Source organism: Neptunitalea chrysea (assembly GCF_027924145.1).
Taxonomy (GTDB): domain Bacteria; phylum Bacteroidota; class Bacteroidia; order Flavobacteriales; family Flavobacteriaceae; genus Neptunitalea; species Neptunitalea chrysea.
This window is the reverse complement of record NZ_BRVP01000008.1, coordinates 56,897-75,068: the sequence shown is the minus strand read 5'-3', so window position 1 is coordinate 75,068 and position 18,172 is coordinate 56,897. Positions and strand designations below refer to the sequence as shown.

The window sequence follows — 18,172 nt, the reverse complement described above, 5'->3', positions numbered from 1 at the left end:
TTACTACTCATAGTGCTTGGTTGTCAGTTGATTAATTAAGGTAGCTAAAGCTATATCTTTTTCAGTGATCCCGTTAGCATCATGAGTTGTTAATTGAATTTTTAAAATATTGTAACTATTAGTCCAGTTAGGGTGGTGGTTTAGTTTTTCAGCTTCAAACGCCACCATAGTCATAAAAGCAAAAGCTTTTTTAAAGCTTTTAAACGTAAAGGTCTTTTCAAGATGATTATTTTTAATCTGCCACCCATTAAGTAGCTGTACTTCCTGTTCTAATATGTTAGCTTCAAGTTTTGTCATTATTTTTTGTAGAAAGGTAACTTAACAATAGTAGCCGGAACAACTTTCTTTCTAATCTGAATATAGATTTCATTCGCTAAATTCCAATTGTCTTTGTTAACATAGCCTAATCCAATACCTTTACCTATAGATGGAGACATAGTACCGCTGGTAACATTACCAATCACATTTCCTTTTGCATCAACAATATCGTATCCGTTTCTAGGAATAGCTTTCTCATTCATTTCAAAGGCTACTAACTTTTTAGTAACACCTTCTTCTTTTTGCTTTAATAGGTTTTCTGAATTTATAAAGTCTTTGGTGAATTTAGTAATCCAACCAAGCCCGGCTTCTAAAGGAGATGTTTCATCATTAATATCATTTCCGTAAAGGCAGTATCCCATTTCTAAACGTAATGTATCTCTAGCGGCAAGGCCAATAGGTTTTATATTATAAGCTTCGCCTGCTTCCATTACCTTGTCCCAAACTTGTTGAACTTCCGAATTTTTACAATAAATTTCGAATCCGCCACTTCCTGTATAACCAGTAGCTGAAATAATCACATGCTCTATTCCTGCAAAGTCTGCTACTTTAAAATGGTAATAACTTATTTCAGATAAGTTTACAGACGTAAGACTTTGCATAGCCTCTACTGCTTTAGGTCCTTGTATAGCCAGTAAAGAGTACTCATCTGATAGGTCTTTTAGTTCAGCTTCAAACTCATTATTTTCTGTAATCCAATTCCAATCTTTTTCAATATTGGCAGCATTCACAACTAAAAGATATTGTTCCTCTTTAATTTTATAAATAATTAAATCGTCTACAATACCTCCCGTTTTATTTGGCATACATGAGTACTGAGCTCTTCCTATGGTTAATTTAGAAGCGTCGTTAGACGAGATTTTTTGGATAAGATTCAATGCATTTGGTCCAGATACCAAAAATTCTCCCATGTGAGATACATCAAATACTCCAATACTATCTCTTACGGTATGATGTTCAGCGGTAACTCCTTCATACTGAACAGGCATTTCATAACCTGCAAAAGGAACCATTTTTGCATTTGACGCTACATGTGTATTATATAAAGCTGTTGATTTCATAATTATAAAAATAACGATTCTTAAATTAGTGCAAATGTATTGATTTTTCTGTGCTTTTTTAGATTTACTTTTGGTTTACAATATTTAAAATAAGTAAAGTTATAAGATGGTTTTGAGAGTATTTATGTTGAACAATTATAAAAAGGTTATTGTTTTATGTATTTAGTTTTAACTTTTTATAGAAAGGAAAAAATACTTACAGTTGGGTATGTGTAAGTGCTGATACATAGTTATCTTGGCAAAAAAAAAGTTACGTTTGGAAAGTTTTCAGTCCTAAATTGTTAATTTTTTTTCTGATACTGTTTTTTTTTACACCGTTCATTATCTTTTTTCTAATTACATTTGTTAGAAAATTATAAGTTTTAAAAATTAATAGGTATAAATTATACACAAATGGGTGTGTTTAGTAGAAAAAGTAAAATTATGAGTCGTATATCACTCAAATATGTTTTATATATTTTGATACTGTTATCCAGTACTCAAATTTTTGCGCAGAAAATTGTTCATCATACGGTTAAATATGGTGAAACAAAATACAGATTGTCTAAAGTATATGAGATATCTATTGAAGAACTAGAAAGACAAAATCCAGAAATTGCAAAAGGGTTATATGCAGGTCAAGAGCTTACGATTGATACTTCCTACTCTGTTCCTAAAAGAGACCCGGAAGGAAACTATATTAAGTATCTTGTTAAAAAAGGAGAGTCTAAATCTCTGATCGCTAAAAGATATAATATTAGTATAGCTGAATTAGATAAGGCAAATCCAGATATTCAAGAAGAATTGTTCGCTTTTGAGTATATTTTTATACCTGTATCAAATGAAGTGAAAAAAGCAGAAATGAATAATTATTCAGACACTTCTACTGATCACACTGCTTCTGTTGAAAAAAACTTAGATAATAGTTCTACTACTTTTGATTCTGAAGAGGGTAGGAATAGCTATGTAAATATGGTGAGTTCTATAAAAGTAAATAAAGAAATAGCATTGGCTATTTTATTTCCTGATACTATTACTAGTAATACTTCTTATGGTGATTTTGAGAAAGGAGCTCAAATGGCAATAGATTCTGTTAAAAGCTTGGGGCTTCATGTAACTGCAGATTATTTCAATTTAAAAGATGTGGTTAAGAGTGGTGATTATAGTTCTGTTGTAAATTACGAGAATGTAATTTCTCTATGTAATGTTAAAGCAACTAGTAGTATAATTAATAAGAGTTCTAAAAAATCTAACTTAGTTTATGGAAGTGCTGTGAATGGCGTTTTAGAAGCTTCTGATTATAATGTTTTGTTTGCTCTTTCATCTGATTTTTATCGCCAAAATAAGTTGTTAGGCTATTTAACTTCTCAAAATGGAAATATTATTATCATAAATGATGAAGAGTCTACATTAAATGAGCATATTTTAAAAATGTACCCCCAAATAAAAATACTTACTTCTGATAATGGAATTGTAGATGAGAGTGAGTTTAGTTCATCTCTTGCTTCAGGGGTTAAGAATTTTGTAATCTTAAATACTACAAATGTAAATTCTATTATTAACACTACTAATTTTTTACTTCCCAAATCTGGTTCATATTCGATTCAGTTAGCGTCATTTAGACCGCTTTCAGAAATGGTTTCTAGTAAAATATCAATTAAACGTTATTTAGTCTTAAAACTAATTTACACTGAATTTGAAGGTTGTAACCAAAAAGATACCTCTTATAGACAATCTTTTACAAATGTTTATAAGAAAAAATATAGCGCCAAACCTACAGACGCATCTGTTTTTGGTTTTGATATTACGTTTGACTTTTTAGTTAGACTTGCTCAAGGTGAGGATATAAAGAGTCAATTAGGTAAAAAGACTAAATATGTTAGTGTGCCATTTGAATACACAAATGTGGGGGACAATGTGTTTACAAATAGTGCACTAAAGGTTTATGAACTTATAGATTATAACAACAGTAAAGAGTTGAAGTAATGAAATATCCCGATACACCCCTTTCTAGTAGTTTTAGTCGGTTTTTAATACGTATTTAAATATGGGAAAGAATACCTTAAGAGGATTATATATTTTGTTGTTAGTTTCATTACTTAGCATTGAGAATGGTTTTGCTCAATGCCCTACAGTAAATGAAACTACGCAATCTTTTTGTGATACTGAGGAAGCTACAATAGCCGACTTAGTAGCTATAGATAATGGAGGAGGGCTTAATTGGTACGGAAGCTCAACTAGCACTGCACCGTTGGTTAGTACTTCACCTTTACAAAATGGAGTAACTTATTATGCTGACAATAGTAGTGGAAACTGTGGAACGCGTACGGCTGTTAATGTTATTGTATATACAACACCAACAGGAATTAACTTTCAAGGTTTTTGTATTACAAATAGTTTAGCTCCTTTACCAACTTTAGATGACCTTTTTGTTGTTGGAACCAATATTCAGTGGTATGATGCTGCTGTAGACGGAACATTATTACCATCAACTACAACCTTGGTAAATAACACAGTGTATTATGCAAGTCAAACTCCAACTGGTTTGGGGTGTGAAACCACTAGATTTGCTATTTTAGTAAGTTTAGTAGATGTGAGTACTGCGCCTAGTGGTAGTACAGAGCAATACTTCTGTGATGATTCAAGTAATCCTCCAACGATTGGTGACTTAGTAGCTTCTGGTAATAATAACTGGTATGCAACTTTAACTTCTACTGTACCTTTAAGTTCTACACAAGTTCTAGTTGATGGAGAAACTTATTATTCTACTTATGTGGCTCCTCCTTGTGAGAGTGAAACAAGATTACCAGTAACGGTTACAATATACCCTGAAAATTTTGCAGGAGACGATAATACGATTATTATATGTTCAAACGATATAATGTCAACTGGGTCTGTTGACTTATTTGCTTCTTTAGCTGGTACCCCAGATATAGGAGGTTCTTGGTCTGGACCATTACCAGTTTCTGGTGGAGTAGTAGATATTACTAGTATGACCATGGGCGATAGTTTTGATTTTACTTATACGGCTTCTAATTCAGTTAACTGTCCTTCTGATACAGCTGTTGTAACGTTATATGTTCCAGATGACCCTGATTCAGGTACGGCAGGTAGTATTACATTATGTAGTTATGATCCTACAGTTGACTTATTTACGTTATTGGGAGGAACACCTGAAACAGGTGGAGTTTGGACTCCGGCACTAAATAGTGGAACTAATGTTTTTGATCCTTCAATAGATCCTTCAGCTACTTATACTTATACAGTAACTAGTCCAGGGAATTGTTCTCAAAGTAGTACAAATGTTATTGTAGAAGTAATTTATGATGTAAACTCGGGTCTTTACACAGGAACTCAAGATATTTGTAATACGGACGGAACATTTGATTTATTTACCCTTTTAGATGGTAGTGAAGATACCGGAGGTACATGGTCTGTAATTGGGGGAGCTACGGTTTCTAATCCTATTAATATAGCTAGTTTTACAGAAGGTAATTATTCATATACGTACGAAGTAACTAATAGCTGCTTTTCTTCTTCAACCGATGTAACTTTTCATATTTCTAATCCTTTATCATCAGGTACATTTACGGGAACACAAGATGTTTGTGTAACGGATGGTACTTTTGATTTATTTAATTTGTTAGATGGTTCTGAGGATTCAGGTGGGGTTTGGACAGATAGTGCAAGTAATGTAATATCTAATATTGTAGATATTTCAGCTTACACTGCTGGTATTTATAATTTTGAGTATAGCATAACCAATGTATGTGGAACTTTTTCAACAGCTGTAATTTTACAGGTTTCAACACCATTAAGTGCAGGTAATTTTACAGGTACAATGGTTAATTGCAGTAGTACAGGAATGTTTGATTTATCTGACTTATTGGATGGAACTCAAGATGCTGGTGGAATTTGGTTAGATAGCAGTAATAATACCATTTCTAACCCGATAGATGTAGCTACTTATGTAGCAGGCTCTTATTCATATACCTATAGTGTCACGAATGTTTGTGGTACTGATACCGAAGATGTAACAATTGTATTTCCTGATACACCTGATGCGGGTATTGATGGTAGTATCGAATTATGTATTACAGATGCACCGATAGATTTATTTAATATTTTAACAGGTACTCCTGATTCAGGAGGAGTTTGGACACCTACTCTAAATAGCGGGACTGGTTTGTTTGATCCATCTGTTGATAGTACGGGTGCTTATATTTATACGGTAACTTCTTCGGGAGACTGTTTGCAAGATGCAGCTACTGTTAACGTAGTTGTTCATCCATTGCCGGTTTCTGGTACTTTTACAGGAGTTCAGGAAATTTGTAATGCATCGGGTAATTTTAACCTTGTTTCTTTACTAGATGGTTCTCAGGATGCTGGAGGGACTTGGACAGATAGTAGCAATACTACCGTATCTAATATTTTAGATTTAAATCTTCTTAGTACAGGAACATATACGTATACCTATACGGTAACCAATTTTTGTACAACAGTTAGTACCGATGTAACTTTTGTATTGGTAGATACTTTATCAGCCGGAAATTTTACAGGATTACAGGATGTTTGTATTACCGATGGAACATTTGATTTATCAAGTTTATTAGATGGCTCTCAGGATTTAGGTGGAGTTTGGGAAGATGCTAGTAGTACCATTGTAACAAACCCTTTAGATATTTCAATATTAATATTAGGGAATCATACCTATACTTATGCCGTTACAAATTCTTGTGGTACATTTTCTACAGATGTAACGTTTTCATTGTTTGATCAGCCATCTTCAGGAGTCTTTACTGGAGTTCAGGAAAATTGTACGTCTGCAGGAGTATATGATTTATTTACGTTACTTGATGGAACTGAAGATGCAGGAGGACAATGGTTTGATAGTAGTAATAATGCTGTAACAAGCACCATTGATGTAAGCGGATTCAGTGCTGGAACTTATAATTATTATTATGAAGTTACCAATGTTTGCGGTACTACTTCAACAACAGTAACTTTATCTTTTGCAAATCAACCGGATGCTGGTACTAATGCTAGTATTGGTTTTTGTCCGGCAGATGCAGCATCTGATTTATTTAATGCTTTAGGAGGTACGCCCGAAGCAGGTGGTACTTGGTCTCCGGCTTTAGCTAGTGGAACTGGTTTCTTTGATCCGGGCTTAGATGCAGCAGGCACATATACCTATACAGTTACAACAACTGCAGGATGTTTGCAAAGTAGTGCTAATGTTACAGTATCTATTTTGCCATTACCAAACGCTGGTGTGTTTACAGGAATACAACAGGCTTGTTCAAATACTGGAACATTTGACCTATTTACATTATTAGATGGTAGTCAAGATGCAGGTGGAGTTTGGGAAGATTCAGGAAGTAGTTCTGTAACAAGCTTATTAGATATTTCATCTTATTCAAATGGAGTTTATACGTTTACTTATACAGTTACTAATACATGTGACGTTGCAACTACCGATGTAACATTAGAGATTATAACAAATCCAGAATCGGGTGTTTTTGTTGGTTCAACAGCGGTTTGCCCTTCTGCAGGTACCTTCGATTTAACAACGTTATTAGATGGTAGTCAGAATTTAGGAGGCACTTGGAGTGATACAAATGGTACAGTAATCAACCCTATAGATGTTAGTACATTTATAGGTGGTTCTTATGATTATACCTATGAAGTTACAAATCTTTGTGGAACGGCTAGTACTACAGTTACCTTTACGGTACCTGATATGGTTGATGCAGGGGTAGATGCTACTTTTGATATTTGTGCTACGGGCATAGCAACAGATTTATTTAGTGAATTGGGAGGTACTCCTGAAACTGGAGGTATTTGGTCACCTGCTTTATCAAGTGGAACTGGTGTTTTTGATCCAGCGTTAGATGCAGCCGGTGTTTATACCTATACAGTAACTTCTGCAGGAGCATGTTATCAAGCTAGTGCAAGTGTTACTGTAACCATTAGTGGAGCACCATCTTCTGGTGTATTTACAGGAAGTCAGGAAGTTTGTCCATCGATAGGAACTTTTGATTTAAATTTATTACTAGATGGTTCTCAGGATACTAGTGGAGACTGGTATGAAGCAGGAACAACTACTATTATAGTAAATCCATTAGATGTTAGTGCATTTACAACAGGTACATATTCATATGATTATAGCGTATCTAATGGTTGTGGAGCATCAACTACATCGGTTAGCTTTGTGGTACCATCTGTTCCTGATGCAGGTTCTGATGGTGGAGCTGATTTTTGTTTAAATGGAACAGGGGATGACTTATTTAACTATTTGGCAGGTACTCCAGAAACGGGAGGTACTTGGTCCCCAGCATTAGCTAGTGGTACAGGTGTTTTTGATCCTACTGTAGATACGGCTGGAGTATATACATATACTGTTGCCTCTTCATCGGGATGTTTCCAAAGTAGTGCTAATGTTACTGTAACGATGTCAAATACGGCGCCGCATTCAGGTGTATTTTTAGGGGTAGAAGATGTATGTACTTCAGTAGGAACCTTCGATTTAATAACGTTGTTGTCTGGCTATTCTTCAACTACAGGTACCTGGACAGATGGTAGTGGAAATATTATAACTAACCCTATAGATGTTAGTACTTATGCAACTGGGGTTTATGACTTTACTTATGAAATAACAAATTCATGTGGTACGTCTTCTGTAGATGCTCAAATAAATGTTTTTGGAGATGTAAACTTATCTTCTAGTGATCTAATGGTTCAGTCTCCTGTTTGTTACGGAGATTATGCTACGGTAACTATAACTAATGGTACTATGCTAGACGGAGATTATAATATATCTTATAGCTTATCTGGAGCAAATACCGTGGCAACTCAAGTTACTTTAGTAACTATGGCGTCGGGAACAGGGCAATTTACAATATCGGGTGCTACATATTTAACAACAAGTGGAACCACAACCGTTACAATTGAAAACATTGAATATGTTAGTGTTGCTGGTTGTGCGTTTAACAGTGTAGGGGTGTCTATAGATATGGAAGTAAGTGATTTACTTGATATAGATGATAGCCAAATTAGTATTGATAGTATTTGTTTTGGCGAAGATGGAATTGTGGAATTAACCGGTTTGTCAATACCTGATGGCAACTATGAGTTAACATATCTTTTAGAATCTTCCTCAAGTTTAGGAATATATACAGGATCAGTTACGGTAACATCGGGTATTGGGACATTGATTATTCCTGCTGCTAATATTTTAGATAATGATGATGTTTACTCATTTGAGATTAACGTAATATTTAATGTAGATACGGGATGTAGTAACATAAATGAAGACGCTGCAGCATTATTTAATGTATACCCAGTTATAGATATAAATGTTAATTTAACCAAGTTAACAGCAGATGAGACTTGTTTAAATTCAGATAATGTGGTAACCATTATTAATACATCTGTTCCTGATAATGATTATTCAATTTCGTATGAATTATCGGGTGCGGTTTCTTATACTGAAACAGGTATAGATGTAACTTTTGTAAATGGTGAAACTACGTTTGTTATTGATGGTTCAGTTTTAAATACCGGAGGTACGGTATCTGTATTGTTAACTACCTTAGAATATGTAGGAGGGCAATGTCCTGTTACGTTTACCAATATAGCAACAACCACTTTTGATGTTTTAGATGCAGAACTACCTGAATTAATTTATGAGGGAAATGTGTTCTGTATTCAGGATTATCCGGTTATAACAGTTGCAGATTTATCTAATAATGTAGATACTCCTTTAGATAATGTTATTTGGTATGAAACAGAAACAGGAACAACTATATTAGATCCTAGCACTGTTCTTGCTGATGGTCAAATTGTTTATGGAGTTTATGAAATGTATGCAGCCTGTACAGATGTAGGTAGATTAGAAGTGACGATTGAAGAAGATTTTTGTGATATTATAATACCAGATGGATTTTCGGCTAATAATGATGGAATAAATGAAACTTTTGAAATAAAAGAGATTAGAACCTATTATCCTGATTTTCAAATAGAAATATTTAACCGTTATGGTACTATTGTATATCGAGGAAATTATGATACTCCAGATTGGGATGGAACAGCAACTGAAGGAGGAATTGTTATAGGAAGCAATAAGCTTCCGGCAGGAGTATATTTCTATATACTTAAATTACATGATGAAGAGAATCGTGTAATTCAAGGAAGATTATTTTTAAACAGATAAAAAATCAACTTTACATTATAAATGATGAAGAATACGATATTATTGGTTTTGGTATGTGTTTTGTTCGCCATTTCTGGTAGAGCACAACAAGACCCTCAATATACTCAGTACATGTATAATATGAGTGTAATAAATCCGGCGTATGCTACAGATGATCCAGAAATGTTAAACATAGGAGGGATTTATAGAGCACAATGGATGAGTATTGATGGGGCACCGAGAACTGCAAGTTTTTTTGTACATACTCCTCTTTCTAAAAAAGTTGAGATGGGTTTATCTGTTGTAAACGATGAAATAGGAAATATTGTTAACGAAACAAATGCGTATGTTGATTTTGCATATGTATTATCTATATCTAGCAAGTCTAGATTATCATTCGGTTTAAAAGCAGGAGCTACTTTTTATGATACCGATTTTAGTGATTTTACTTTAATAGATGATTTACCTGATCCGTCATTTGCTGAAAATATAAGTAGGGTGTTACCAAATGTTGGCGCCGGAGTATATTATTTTTCAGATAATTATTATGTAGGTTTGTCAGTTCCTAACTTTTTAAAATCAAAACATATAGAAAATCAAGACGGAGTATCTTATCAAGCAGTAGAAGACTACCATTTCTTTCTTACAGGAGGTTATGTGTTTGATTTAAATGAAAATGTAAAATTTAAGCCTGCTTTTATGACTAAAGCTGTTTTTGATGTACCTATGAGTTTTGATCTTACGGCAAACTTTTTATTTAATAACAGAGTAGAAATGGGGGCAGCATATAGATGGGATGATGCTGTTAGCGGACTTATAAATTTTAGAATAACTCCAAGTTTAAAAATGGGATATGCTTATGACTATACCATTTCTAATTTAGGAAATTATAATTCAGGGTCGCATGAGTTTATGATTTTATTTGATATTAATAAATTAGGGAAGAATAAAGGATTTGATGTTTCACCCCGCTTTTTCTAAAACAATACATTTAATATGAAGCAAAACTTTTCATTTATAGTGTTTTTTACGGTTTTTTCGATTTTTGGTGCGTTTGCACAAGAAGTATCGGAAAAAAAAGCCGATCAATTGTTTAAGGATAGAGCTTTTATTGAAGCATCTGCGATGTATGAGTCTCTTCCTCCAACTCAGAATGTTTTACAGAATTTAGCAGATAGTTATTTTTATAATGCTGTGATGGATAAAGCTTCTGATACGTATGAAAAATTATTTTCTGAATTCTCAAAAGATAGTATTTCTGAAGAGTATTTATTTAAATATTCCCATAGTTTAATGGGGGTTGAAAAGTATAAAAAGGCAGATTCTATTCTTCATTTATATAACCCATCTGAAACCTACAATACATTAGAATTAATTGACAGTTTAAAAAATGTAGTTCCGTTTGAATATACACCTACTATTATGCATGAAGGTTCAGGAGGTGATTTTGGTATTGGATATTTTGGGGAAAAAGTGGTTTTTGCATCCTCACGAAATACAAAAAGACCCATCTATTCATGGAATGGAAGACCATATTTAGATTTATATGAAGGAACGATAGGCGATAATGGTAGATTGGATAACGTACAATTGTTTTCAGAAGAAATAAATACAGATTCACACGAGAGTTCTCCTACGTTTACGGAGGATGGGAAGACAATGTATTTTAATAGAACAGCTGAAAAACGTGTTAAGGTTGGAGATCATAAATTTGCTAGTGTTCGCTTATTTAAGGCTGAATATGTTGATGGAGAATGGAGCAATGTTACAGAGTTACCTTTTTCGTCATCTGATTACAATACAGAACATCCATCGCTTAGTGCAGATGGTAAACGTTTGTATTTTTCAAGTGATATGCCAGGCGGATTTGGATCGTTAGATTTATATTATGTAGATGTTAATGAAGATGGATCTTATGGATATCCTACAAACTTGGGAAGTAAAATTAATACGAGTAGAAGGGAACAATTTCCTTTTATGACCAAGGACTCTGTGCTTTACTTTGCTTCAGACGGTCTTAAAGGTCTTGGAGGGTTAGATATATTTAGTACAAAATTTGAAGAGTCTGAATTTTCTGACCCTTTAAATTTAGGGGCTACTTTAAATAGTGGTATGGACGATTTTGCATATTCTTTAAATCCTGAAAAGGAAATGGGGTATTTTAGCTCTAATAGAGAAGGATCTGATTTCTTATATACGTTCGTTCGTGAAGATAACTCTAACCAATATGTGGTTGAAGGAGATGTGATAGATAAGGTCTCTAGAGATTTTCTTCCGGGGACGAAAGTAGTGTTATATGATATGGAAGATAATTTGGTAGGGGAAGTGACTGTTGAAGAGGATGGTCATTATAAATTTAGAACGAAACCAAATACGACATATAGAATAAGAGCTGAAAAAGATTTTTATGTTCCGTATGAGGATGAGTTTACAACAGGGGAAGATGGTGTTTTCTACTATGCGATAGAGCTTATTATGGAGTCTTTTGTTGATAGAATTCCTGAAGTTAAACGAAGAAGTGATGGGGTTATTTATATAGAACTTGAAAATATTTACTTTGATTTTGACCGATGGAATATAAAACCTCAGGCTGCTAATACACTTAATTTTGTTGTAGATTTATTAAAAGAGTACCCTACAATGGAAATTGAAATTAATGCGCATACCGATTCACAAGGTACTGAGCCTTATAACATCCATTTATCTTCTAACAGGGCTAAAGCAGCTGTTGATTATTTGATTAAAAATGGAATATCTAGAAAGCGTTTAAAGTTTAATGGTTATGGCGAAAGTAGACCTTTAGTGCCATGCGGAGACCATTGTTCTGAAATAGAGCATTCTATAAACAGAAGATGTGAATTTATCTTAACGAAATAAAATATATTCAGATAGTAAAAAAGCCGCTTTTATAGCGGCTTTTTTATTTTAGGACGACTCAAGTTGTTAATTTTTACATTTTAGGAGGAATATGTTTTGAAATTTCACTTATAGGAGCTCTTTGTTTATAATCAGGATTTGTAAAACTATAAACTATTTTACCTTCTTGATTTATTACATAGGTTGCTGGTATAGGTAAAATGGCTTCCTTTGAAGAATTTACATCTCTTAAATCTAATGATGCTCCATTTTTAAGCTTTTCTTGATAATCATTGGTAACATCAAAGTTTACTTTAAAAGCGTTCATGATATCTCCTGAGGTATCAGAAACGATATCGAAAGTGGCTTGCGAATTCAGTTTGGTCTTATTTACATTTCCGTAAGTCTCAGGGGTAACTGCAATTAATTTAGCTCCTAGCATTTCTAAATCTTGTGCTTCTGTAGCCATTTCAGATAAGTACTTACTGCAATACGGACACCAATATCCACGATAGAAGAATACCACTAATGGTTGCTCTTTATATAATTCAGAAAGTGATTTTGTATTACCATCCTGAAAAGTTAAGGTTACATCAGGAGCTATGGAGTTTACTGGTAGCCCTAATGGATTTCCCCCTTGTTCAATTCCGTAAGCTGTTAAATCAGGGGTAGATGTTTCAGGTTCTTTAGTACTTTCGCGAGCAGGTTCTTCCGCTTTTTTGGTAGTGTTGTTACATGCAATTATAAGTGATATTGCAAACATTCCACTTAGAAGTTTTTTCATAGAATATTAGTTTTAATTTCTATGATGTAGTGGAAATTTGTTTAGAAGCCTTACAAAGATGTAAATATTTAACACTTTATGAGTAAGCATAAAACCATGACTTCTATATAAATAGAAAATCATGGTTTATATGATTTTGTTATCTGTTTAATAAAAACGTTTTTAGTTCTTCATAGGTAGAGATAGTGGTACTTTTTTTCTCACCTCCCATAACTGCTTGAATTTGTGGAGGGATGGGTACATCAATGGCTAAGGTGTCTGTTACTACATCTAAAAATTTTACAGGATGCGCTGTCTCTAGGAAAACACATAAATCATCATGAGTTGTTAAGTAATTTTTAGCACCTAAATACCCTACTGCTCCATGCGGATCTGCTACATAACCTGAATGATTATAAATATCTTTCATGGCTTTTTTGGTATCTTCATCGGTATAACTGAAAGATGAGAAATGAGCCTTTAGTTCTTCTAAACTTTGGTTGTAGATTTCTTGTATTCTAACAAAGTTACTTGGATTCCCTACATCCATTGCATTCGAAATAGTTTGTTTAGAAGGTTTAGGATGATAACTACCTGTTTCTAAAAATCTTGGTACGGTATCGTTTACATTAGTAGCGGCAACAAATTGTTTTACTGGTAAACCTAGTTTAGAAGCCATCATACCAGCACAGATATTACCGAAATTTCCACTAGGAACTACAAAAACAAATTCTTTGTTTAGCTGTTTTAGTTGTTTGTATGCAAAGAAAAAGTAAAACATTTGTGGTAACCAACGTGCTACATTGATGGAGTTGGCAGAGGTTAGATTCTGACTCTTTAAAGTGTCGTCTAAGAAAGCAGATTTTACCATATCCTGGCAGTCATCAAAAACACCATTCACTTCAAGTGCAGTAATGTTTTGTCCTAAGGTAGTTAATTGCTTTTCTTGAATATCACTAACCTTGCCACTAGGGTATAGTATAACCACATTAACACCTTCTACCCCCAAGAAACCACTGGCAACTGCTCCTCCTGTATCACCAGATGTAGCTACTAATACACTTACTTGTTCTTGTTTTGTATCTTTATCTTTATTAAAATAACCAAGGCAACGCGCCATAAATCTACCACCAACATCTTTAAATGCCATGGTAGGACCATGAAATAACTCAAGTGAATAGATGTTATCTTCTATTTTAACTGTAGGGAAGTCAAACACTAAGGTGTCTTTTATAATTTCTTTTAAAGATTCAGTGTCAATTTCATCTCCAACAAATTGAGAAATCACTTTAAAGGCTATTTCTTCGTTTGTATAGTTTTCAATGGAGGTTATAAAATCGTTTTCTAAAGGAGTTATCAACTCTGGGAAGTACAATCCTCTATCTGGTGCTATGCCATTTATTACTGCTTCTTTAAAGCTTACTTTATGTGTTTTTGTATTTAGACTATAGTATTTCATAATGGTAAAATTTTACATCCTGTAGGGTTTACTTTTGAGGTATGGATGTCAAATGGTATTTCTGTATGTTCATAAATTTTGCGTATAGCATCGGCAACTTCATTAGCAGTTTCTGCTCCTTTGCTTAGTGCAAATATAGAAGGTCCCGATCCTGAGATGCCGCTACCCAATGCTCCTGCATCTTTACTAGCAGTTTTAACTGCTTTAAAGTAGGGTATAAGCACCGATCTAATAGGTTCTACTATAACATCTTCTAAAGATCTTGAAATTAGTTCATAATCGTTTAAAAACAGTCCACTCACAAAACCACCAACATTTCCCCATTGCTGTATTGCTTTTTTAAGAGTAACATTATGTTTTAATATTGCTCTTGAATCTGCTGTTTTTACTTCAATCTGTGGATGTACTACTGTAGCATATAACTCTGATGGTGTAGGTAGCCCTATTACATCTAATGGGGTGTAACTTCTTACCAATGTAGCACCTCCCATAAGGGCGGGGGCTACATTATCGGCGTGTGGTGCACCACTTGCTAACGCTTCGCCTTGCATAGCAAACTCAACAAGTTTGGCATTGGTAAAAGGGTTCCCAAGTAATTCATTAATACCAAATACTGCTCCTGCAGCACTGGCTGCACTGCTACCAATACCACTTCCTGCTTTTATTTTTTTGTATATCTCTATTTCAAATCCACCTTCATAGGTAATTTCTTTTAGCATCGCTAATGCAGCTACGCCGGCTACATTTTTTTGGGTAGCTAATGGTAAATCGGCGCCTACTATTTTAGTAATATGTATTCCGGGTATTTCAGACTTCCTAATAATCATTTCATCACCTACGGAATCTAGACATAAACCTAAAACATCAAAACCACATGAAACGTTCGCAATGGTACCTGGACAAAATATTTTTACTGCTTTCATAATTTTTAATTACTTCCTACACGTATGATATCAGCAAAAATACCTGATGCAGTTACATCGGCACCAGCTCCTGCACCTTTAATAAGTAATGGTTGTTCCTGATAGCGGTCTGTATAGAATAATACAATATTATCTTTCCCTTCTAAATTATAAAACGGATGATCAGATGGAATTTCTTCTAACCCAACTTTTGCTTTTCCGTTTTCAAAAGTGGCAACATATTTTAATCTTGCACCGTTAGCTTTTGCTTTTTCATAAAGTGCATTAAAATGTGCATCATGTGTTTTTAACGTTTCAAAAAACTCTGGTACCGTTGGCGTATCAAGACTTTCTTGTGGTAAGAACGGAAGGTTTTCAATATTTTCCATATCTATTTGATAGCCGCTTTCTCTTGCCAGAATTAATATTTTTCTAGCAACATCTACACCGCTTAAATCAATTTTTGGATCTGGTTCTGTATAACCTTCTTTTTTAGCTTGTTGTACCACATCATGGAAAGTGCTGGATTCTTTAAAATTGTTGAAAACAAAATTTAAACTACCCGAAAGCACTGCTTTTATGGTATGTATACTATCACCCGATGCAATTAAGTTTTTAAGGGTATCAATTATAGGTAGCCCTGCACCTACATTGGTTTCAAATAAAAATGGAGCATTGTAATTAAACGATAGCTTTTTAAGTAGCTGATAATTTTTATAATCGGATGCAGCAGCAATTTTATTACAGGTAACCACAGCAATACTATTTCTTAAATAGGGGGCATAGGTGGCGGCAACTACATCATTTGCAGTATTATCAACAAAAATGCTGTTACGTAAGTTTAGGCCTTTTACCTTTTCAAAGAAACCGTTTAAAGAAGCAACTTCCCCTGCGGCGAGCTCTTCTTTCCAATTACTTAATGAGATACCATTTTCATTAAATACCATTTTTTTAGAGTTAGATAAAGCAATCACTCTAACATTTAATTTCAGACGTTCTTTTAAGAATTTTTTCTGTTGGTGAATTTGAGCTAAGAACTTTTCACCTACATTACCAACACCGGTAACAAAAAGATTAAGTTGTTTCGTTTGTTCTTCAAAGAAACGTTCATGTAAAGCATTTAACGCCTTGTTTACATCTTTCTCGTCAATTACCGCAGAAATATTTCTTTCCGATGCACCTTGAGCTATAGCTCTTATATTTACATTGTTTTTACCAAGGGTACTAAACATTTTACCGCTAAGCCCCTGATGGCTCTTCATTTGATCACCAACTAACGCAATAATAGATAAACCACTTTCTATATTGGCTGGTTCAATTTTTTTTAGAGAAATTTCATAAGCAAAGGCTTCGTTAACAGCAACCTTAGCTCTAGTGGTATCGGCAGCACTAATACCTAAACATATAGAATGCTCAGAAGATGCTTGGGTAATTAAAATTACACTGATACTTTCTTGAGATAACACTTCAAATAAGCGTTTAGAAATGCCAGGTATACCAACCATACCTACACCTTCTAAAGTAAGTAAGGCTACTTTGTCTACATTAGAAATTCCTTTTACAGGAAGTTCTGTACTCTTTTCATCTTTAACTATGAGTGTGCCAATTTCTTCTGGTTTAAATGTATTCTTTATAAGAATCGGAATTTGTTTTTGTAACACCGGCTGTACTGTTGGCGGGTATAAAACCTTGGCACCAAAATGTGAAAGCTCCATTGCTTCCTCGTAAGATATTTTTTCTATAGCCTTAGCTTGTTTAACCACTTTAGGGTTAGCAGTATACATACCACTAACATCTGTCCATATTTCTAATAGATTAGCATCGGTAGCTCCTGCAATGATAGCTGCTGTATAATCAGAACCTCCCCGTCCTAAGGTAGTAGTTTCACCTTCTAACGTGCTCGAAACAAACCCTGGTACAACAGTAATTAATTGTTTAGCACTTTTAAAATAAAAGTAACAATTGGTATTCGTTAATTTAAAATCAACTAGTGCTTTCCCAAATTGATTATTAGTTTTTATTAGGTCTCTTGAATCTTTTAAAGCTGCGTCTAGCTGTGATGCTTTAAAATATTCTGAAATGATATAAGAAGACAATAACTCACCATAACTTACAATTTTATCAGAAGTTCTTGGTGTCATTTCACCTAATAAGAATAATCCCTCAAACAAAGTTTCTAACTGATTTAAATCTTGCTTGACCTTACTTATAATAGGGCTTTGAGACGTTATTGGAATTAAGTTTTGAATGGTTTCTAAATGACGATCTTCAATGTATTGAAGTGTTTCTTTATACGTTTCGTCATGGTTAACAGCTAAACTAGCTGTCTTTAAAAGTAAATCTGTAACGCCACCTAGCGCAGATACTACTATAACCATATTTTTTTCTACCTTTTCTGAAGCAACTATTGCTTTCACTTTCTGAATATTCTCGGCATTAGCAACAGAAGTACCGCCAAATTTTAAAACTTTCATGAGTTTCTTTTTTTCTGATAACAGAGATCAATAAATGTATGAATTAATTATAGTTAATCTTATTTTTTATATGAATAAAAAATACGAGCCGACCGAATGATATGTAATAAATTAGACCCCAAAAGGGGTAATAATAATGGTTGTAGTGGTAATACCAAAAACTAAAGCA

General features: G+C 34.0%; 10 protein-coding genes. 4 read left to right on the top strand and 6 right to left on the bottom strand.

The window, feature by feature from the left end:
* Positions 1-3: 3 nt before the first annotated feature.
* Both NBRC110019_RS07230 and gcvT read right to left on the bottom strand, forming a co-directional pair.
* Complete coding sequence (locus tag NBRC110019_RS07230; protein WP_281753625.1) at positions 4-297, bottom strand: 4a-hydroxytetrahydrobiopterin dehydratase; 294 nt, start codon at positions 295-297, stop codon at positions 4-6.
* Positions 297-1,379: a glycine cleavage system aminomethyltransferase GcvT gene (gene gcvT, locus NBRC110019_RS07225; protein WP_281753624.1), complete on the bottom strand. Its 1,083-nt coding sequence runs from the start codon at positions 1,377-1,379 to the stop codon at positions 297-299. Before gcvT ends, NBRC110019_RS07230 begins: the two co-directional genes overlap by 1 nt.
* 423 nt (positions 1,380-1,802) lie before the next feature.
* Between gcvT and NBRC110019_RS07220 the strand changes: the two genes are divergently transcribed.
* The 4 genes from NBRC110019_RS07220 (at position 1,803) to NBRC110019_RS07205 (ending at position 12,426) form a co-directional block, all read left to right on the top strand.
* Entirely contained in the window at positions 1,803-3,344 is a 1,542-nt protein-coding gene (locus NBRC110019_RS07220; RefSeq protein WP_281753623.1) for a LysM peptidoglycan-binding domain-containing protein, read from the top strand.
* Positions 3,345-3,405: 61 nt separating this feature from the next.
* A complete protein-coding gene (locus tag NBRC110019_RS07215; RefSeq protein WP_281753622.1) occupies positions 3,406-9,570 on the top strand; it encodes a T9SS type B sorting domain-containing protein in 6,165 nt (2,054 codons plus the stop codon).
* Positions 9,571-9,591: 21 nt separating this feature from the next.
* A complete protein-coding gene (locus NBRC110019_RS07210; RefSeq protein ID WP_309297642.1) occupies positions 9,592-10,530 on the top strand; it encodes a PorP/SprF family type IX secretion system membrane protein in 939 nt (312 codons plus the stop codon).
* Positions 10,531-10,545: 15 nt separating this feature from the next.
* On the top strand, positions 10,546-12,426 hold the full coding sequence (locus NBRC110019_RS07205; protein WP_281753621.1) for an OmpA family protein: 1,881 nt from the start codon (positions 10,546-10,548) through the stop codon (positions 12,424-12,426).
* 73 nt (positions 12,427-12,499) lie between these two features.
* Here NBRC110019_RS07205 and NBRC110019_RS07200 read toward each other — a convergent pair whose 3' ends face one another.
* The 4 genes from NBRC110019_RS07200 to thrA form a co-directional block, all read right to left on the bottom strand.
* Positions 12,500-13,189 carry a peroxiredoxin-like family protein gene (locus NBRC110019_RS07200; RefSeq protein WP_281753620.1) on the bottom strand — a complete coding sequence of 230 codons (690 nt, stop codon included), beginning with the start codon at positions 13,187-13,189 and terminating at the stop codon, positions 12,500-12,502.
* Positions 13,190-13,328: 139 nt separating this feature from the next.
* Positions 13,329-14,627 (bottom strand): threonine synthase, encoded by a 1,299-nt coding sequence (gene thrC / locus NBRC110019_RS07195; protein WP_281753619.1) that lies wholly within the window; start codon positions 14,625-14,627, stop codon positions 13,329-13,331.
* On the bottom strand, positions 14,624-15,550 hold the full coding sequence (locus tag NBRC110019_RS07190) for a homoserine kinase (RefSeq protein ID WP_281753618.1): 927 nt from the start codon (positions 15,548-15,550) through the stop codon (positions 14,624-14,626). The genes thrC and NBRC110019_RS07190 overlap by 4 nt, the downstream gene beginning before the upstream one ends.
* Positions 15,551-15,555: 5 nt before the next feature.
* Positions 15,556-18,003, bottom strand: a complete 2,448-nt coding sequence (thrA, locus tag NBRC110019_RS07185; RefSeq protein WP_281753617.1) for a bifunctional aspartate kinase/homoserine dehydrogenase I — start codon at positions 18,001-18,003, stop codon at positions 15,556-15,558.
* Positions 18,004-18,172 lie beyond the last annotated feature (169 nt).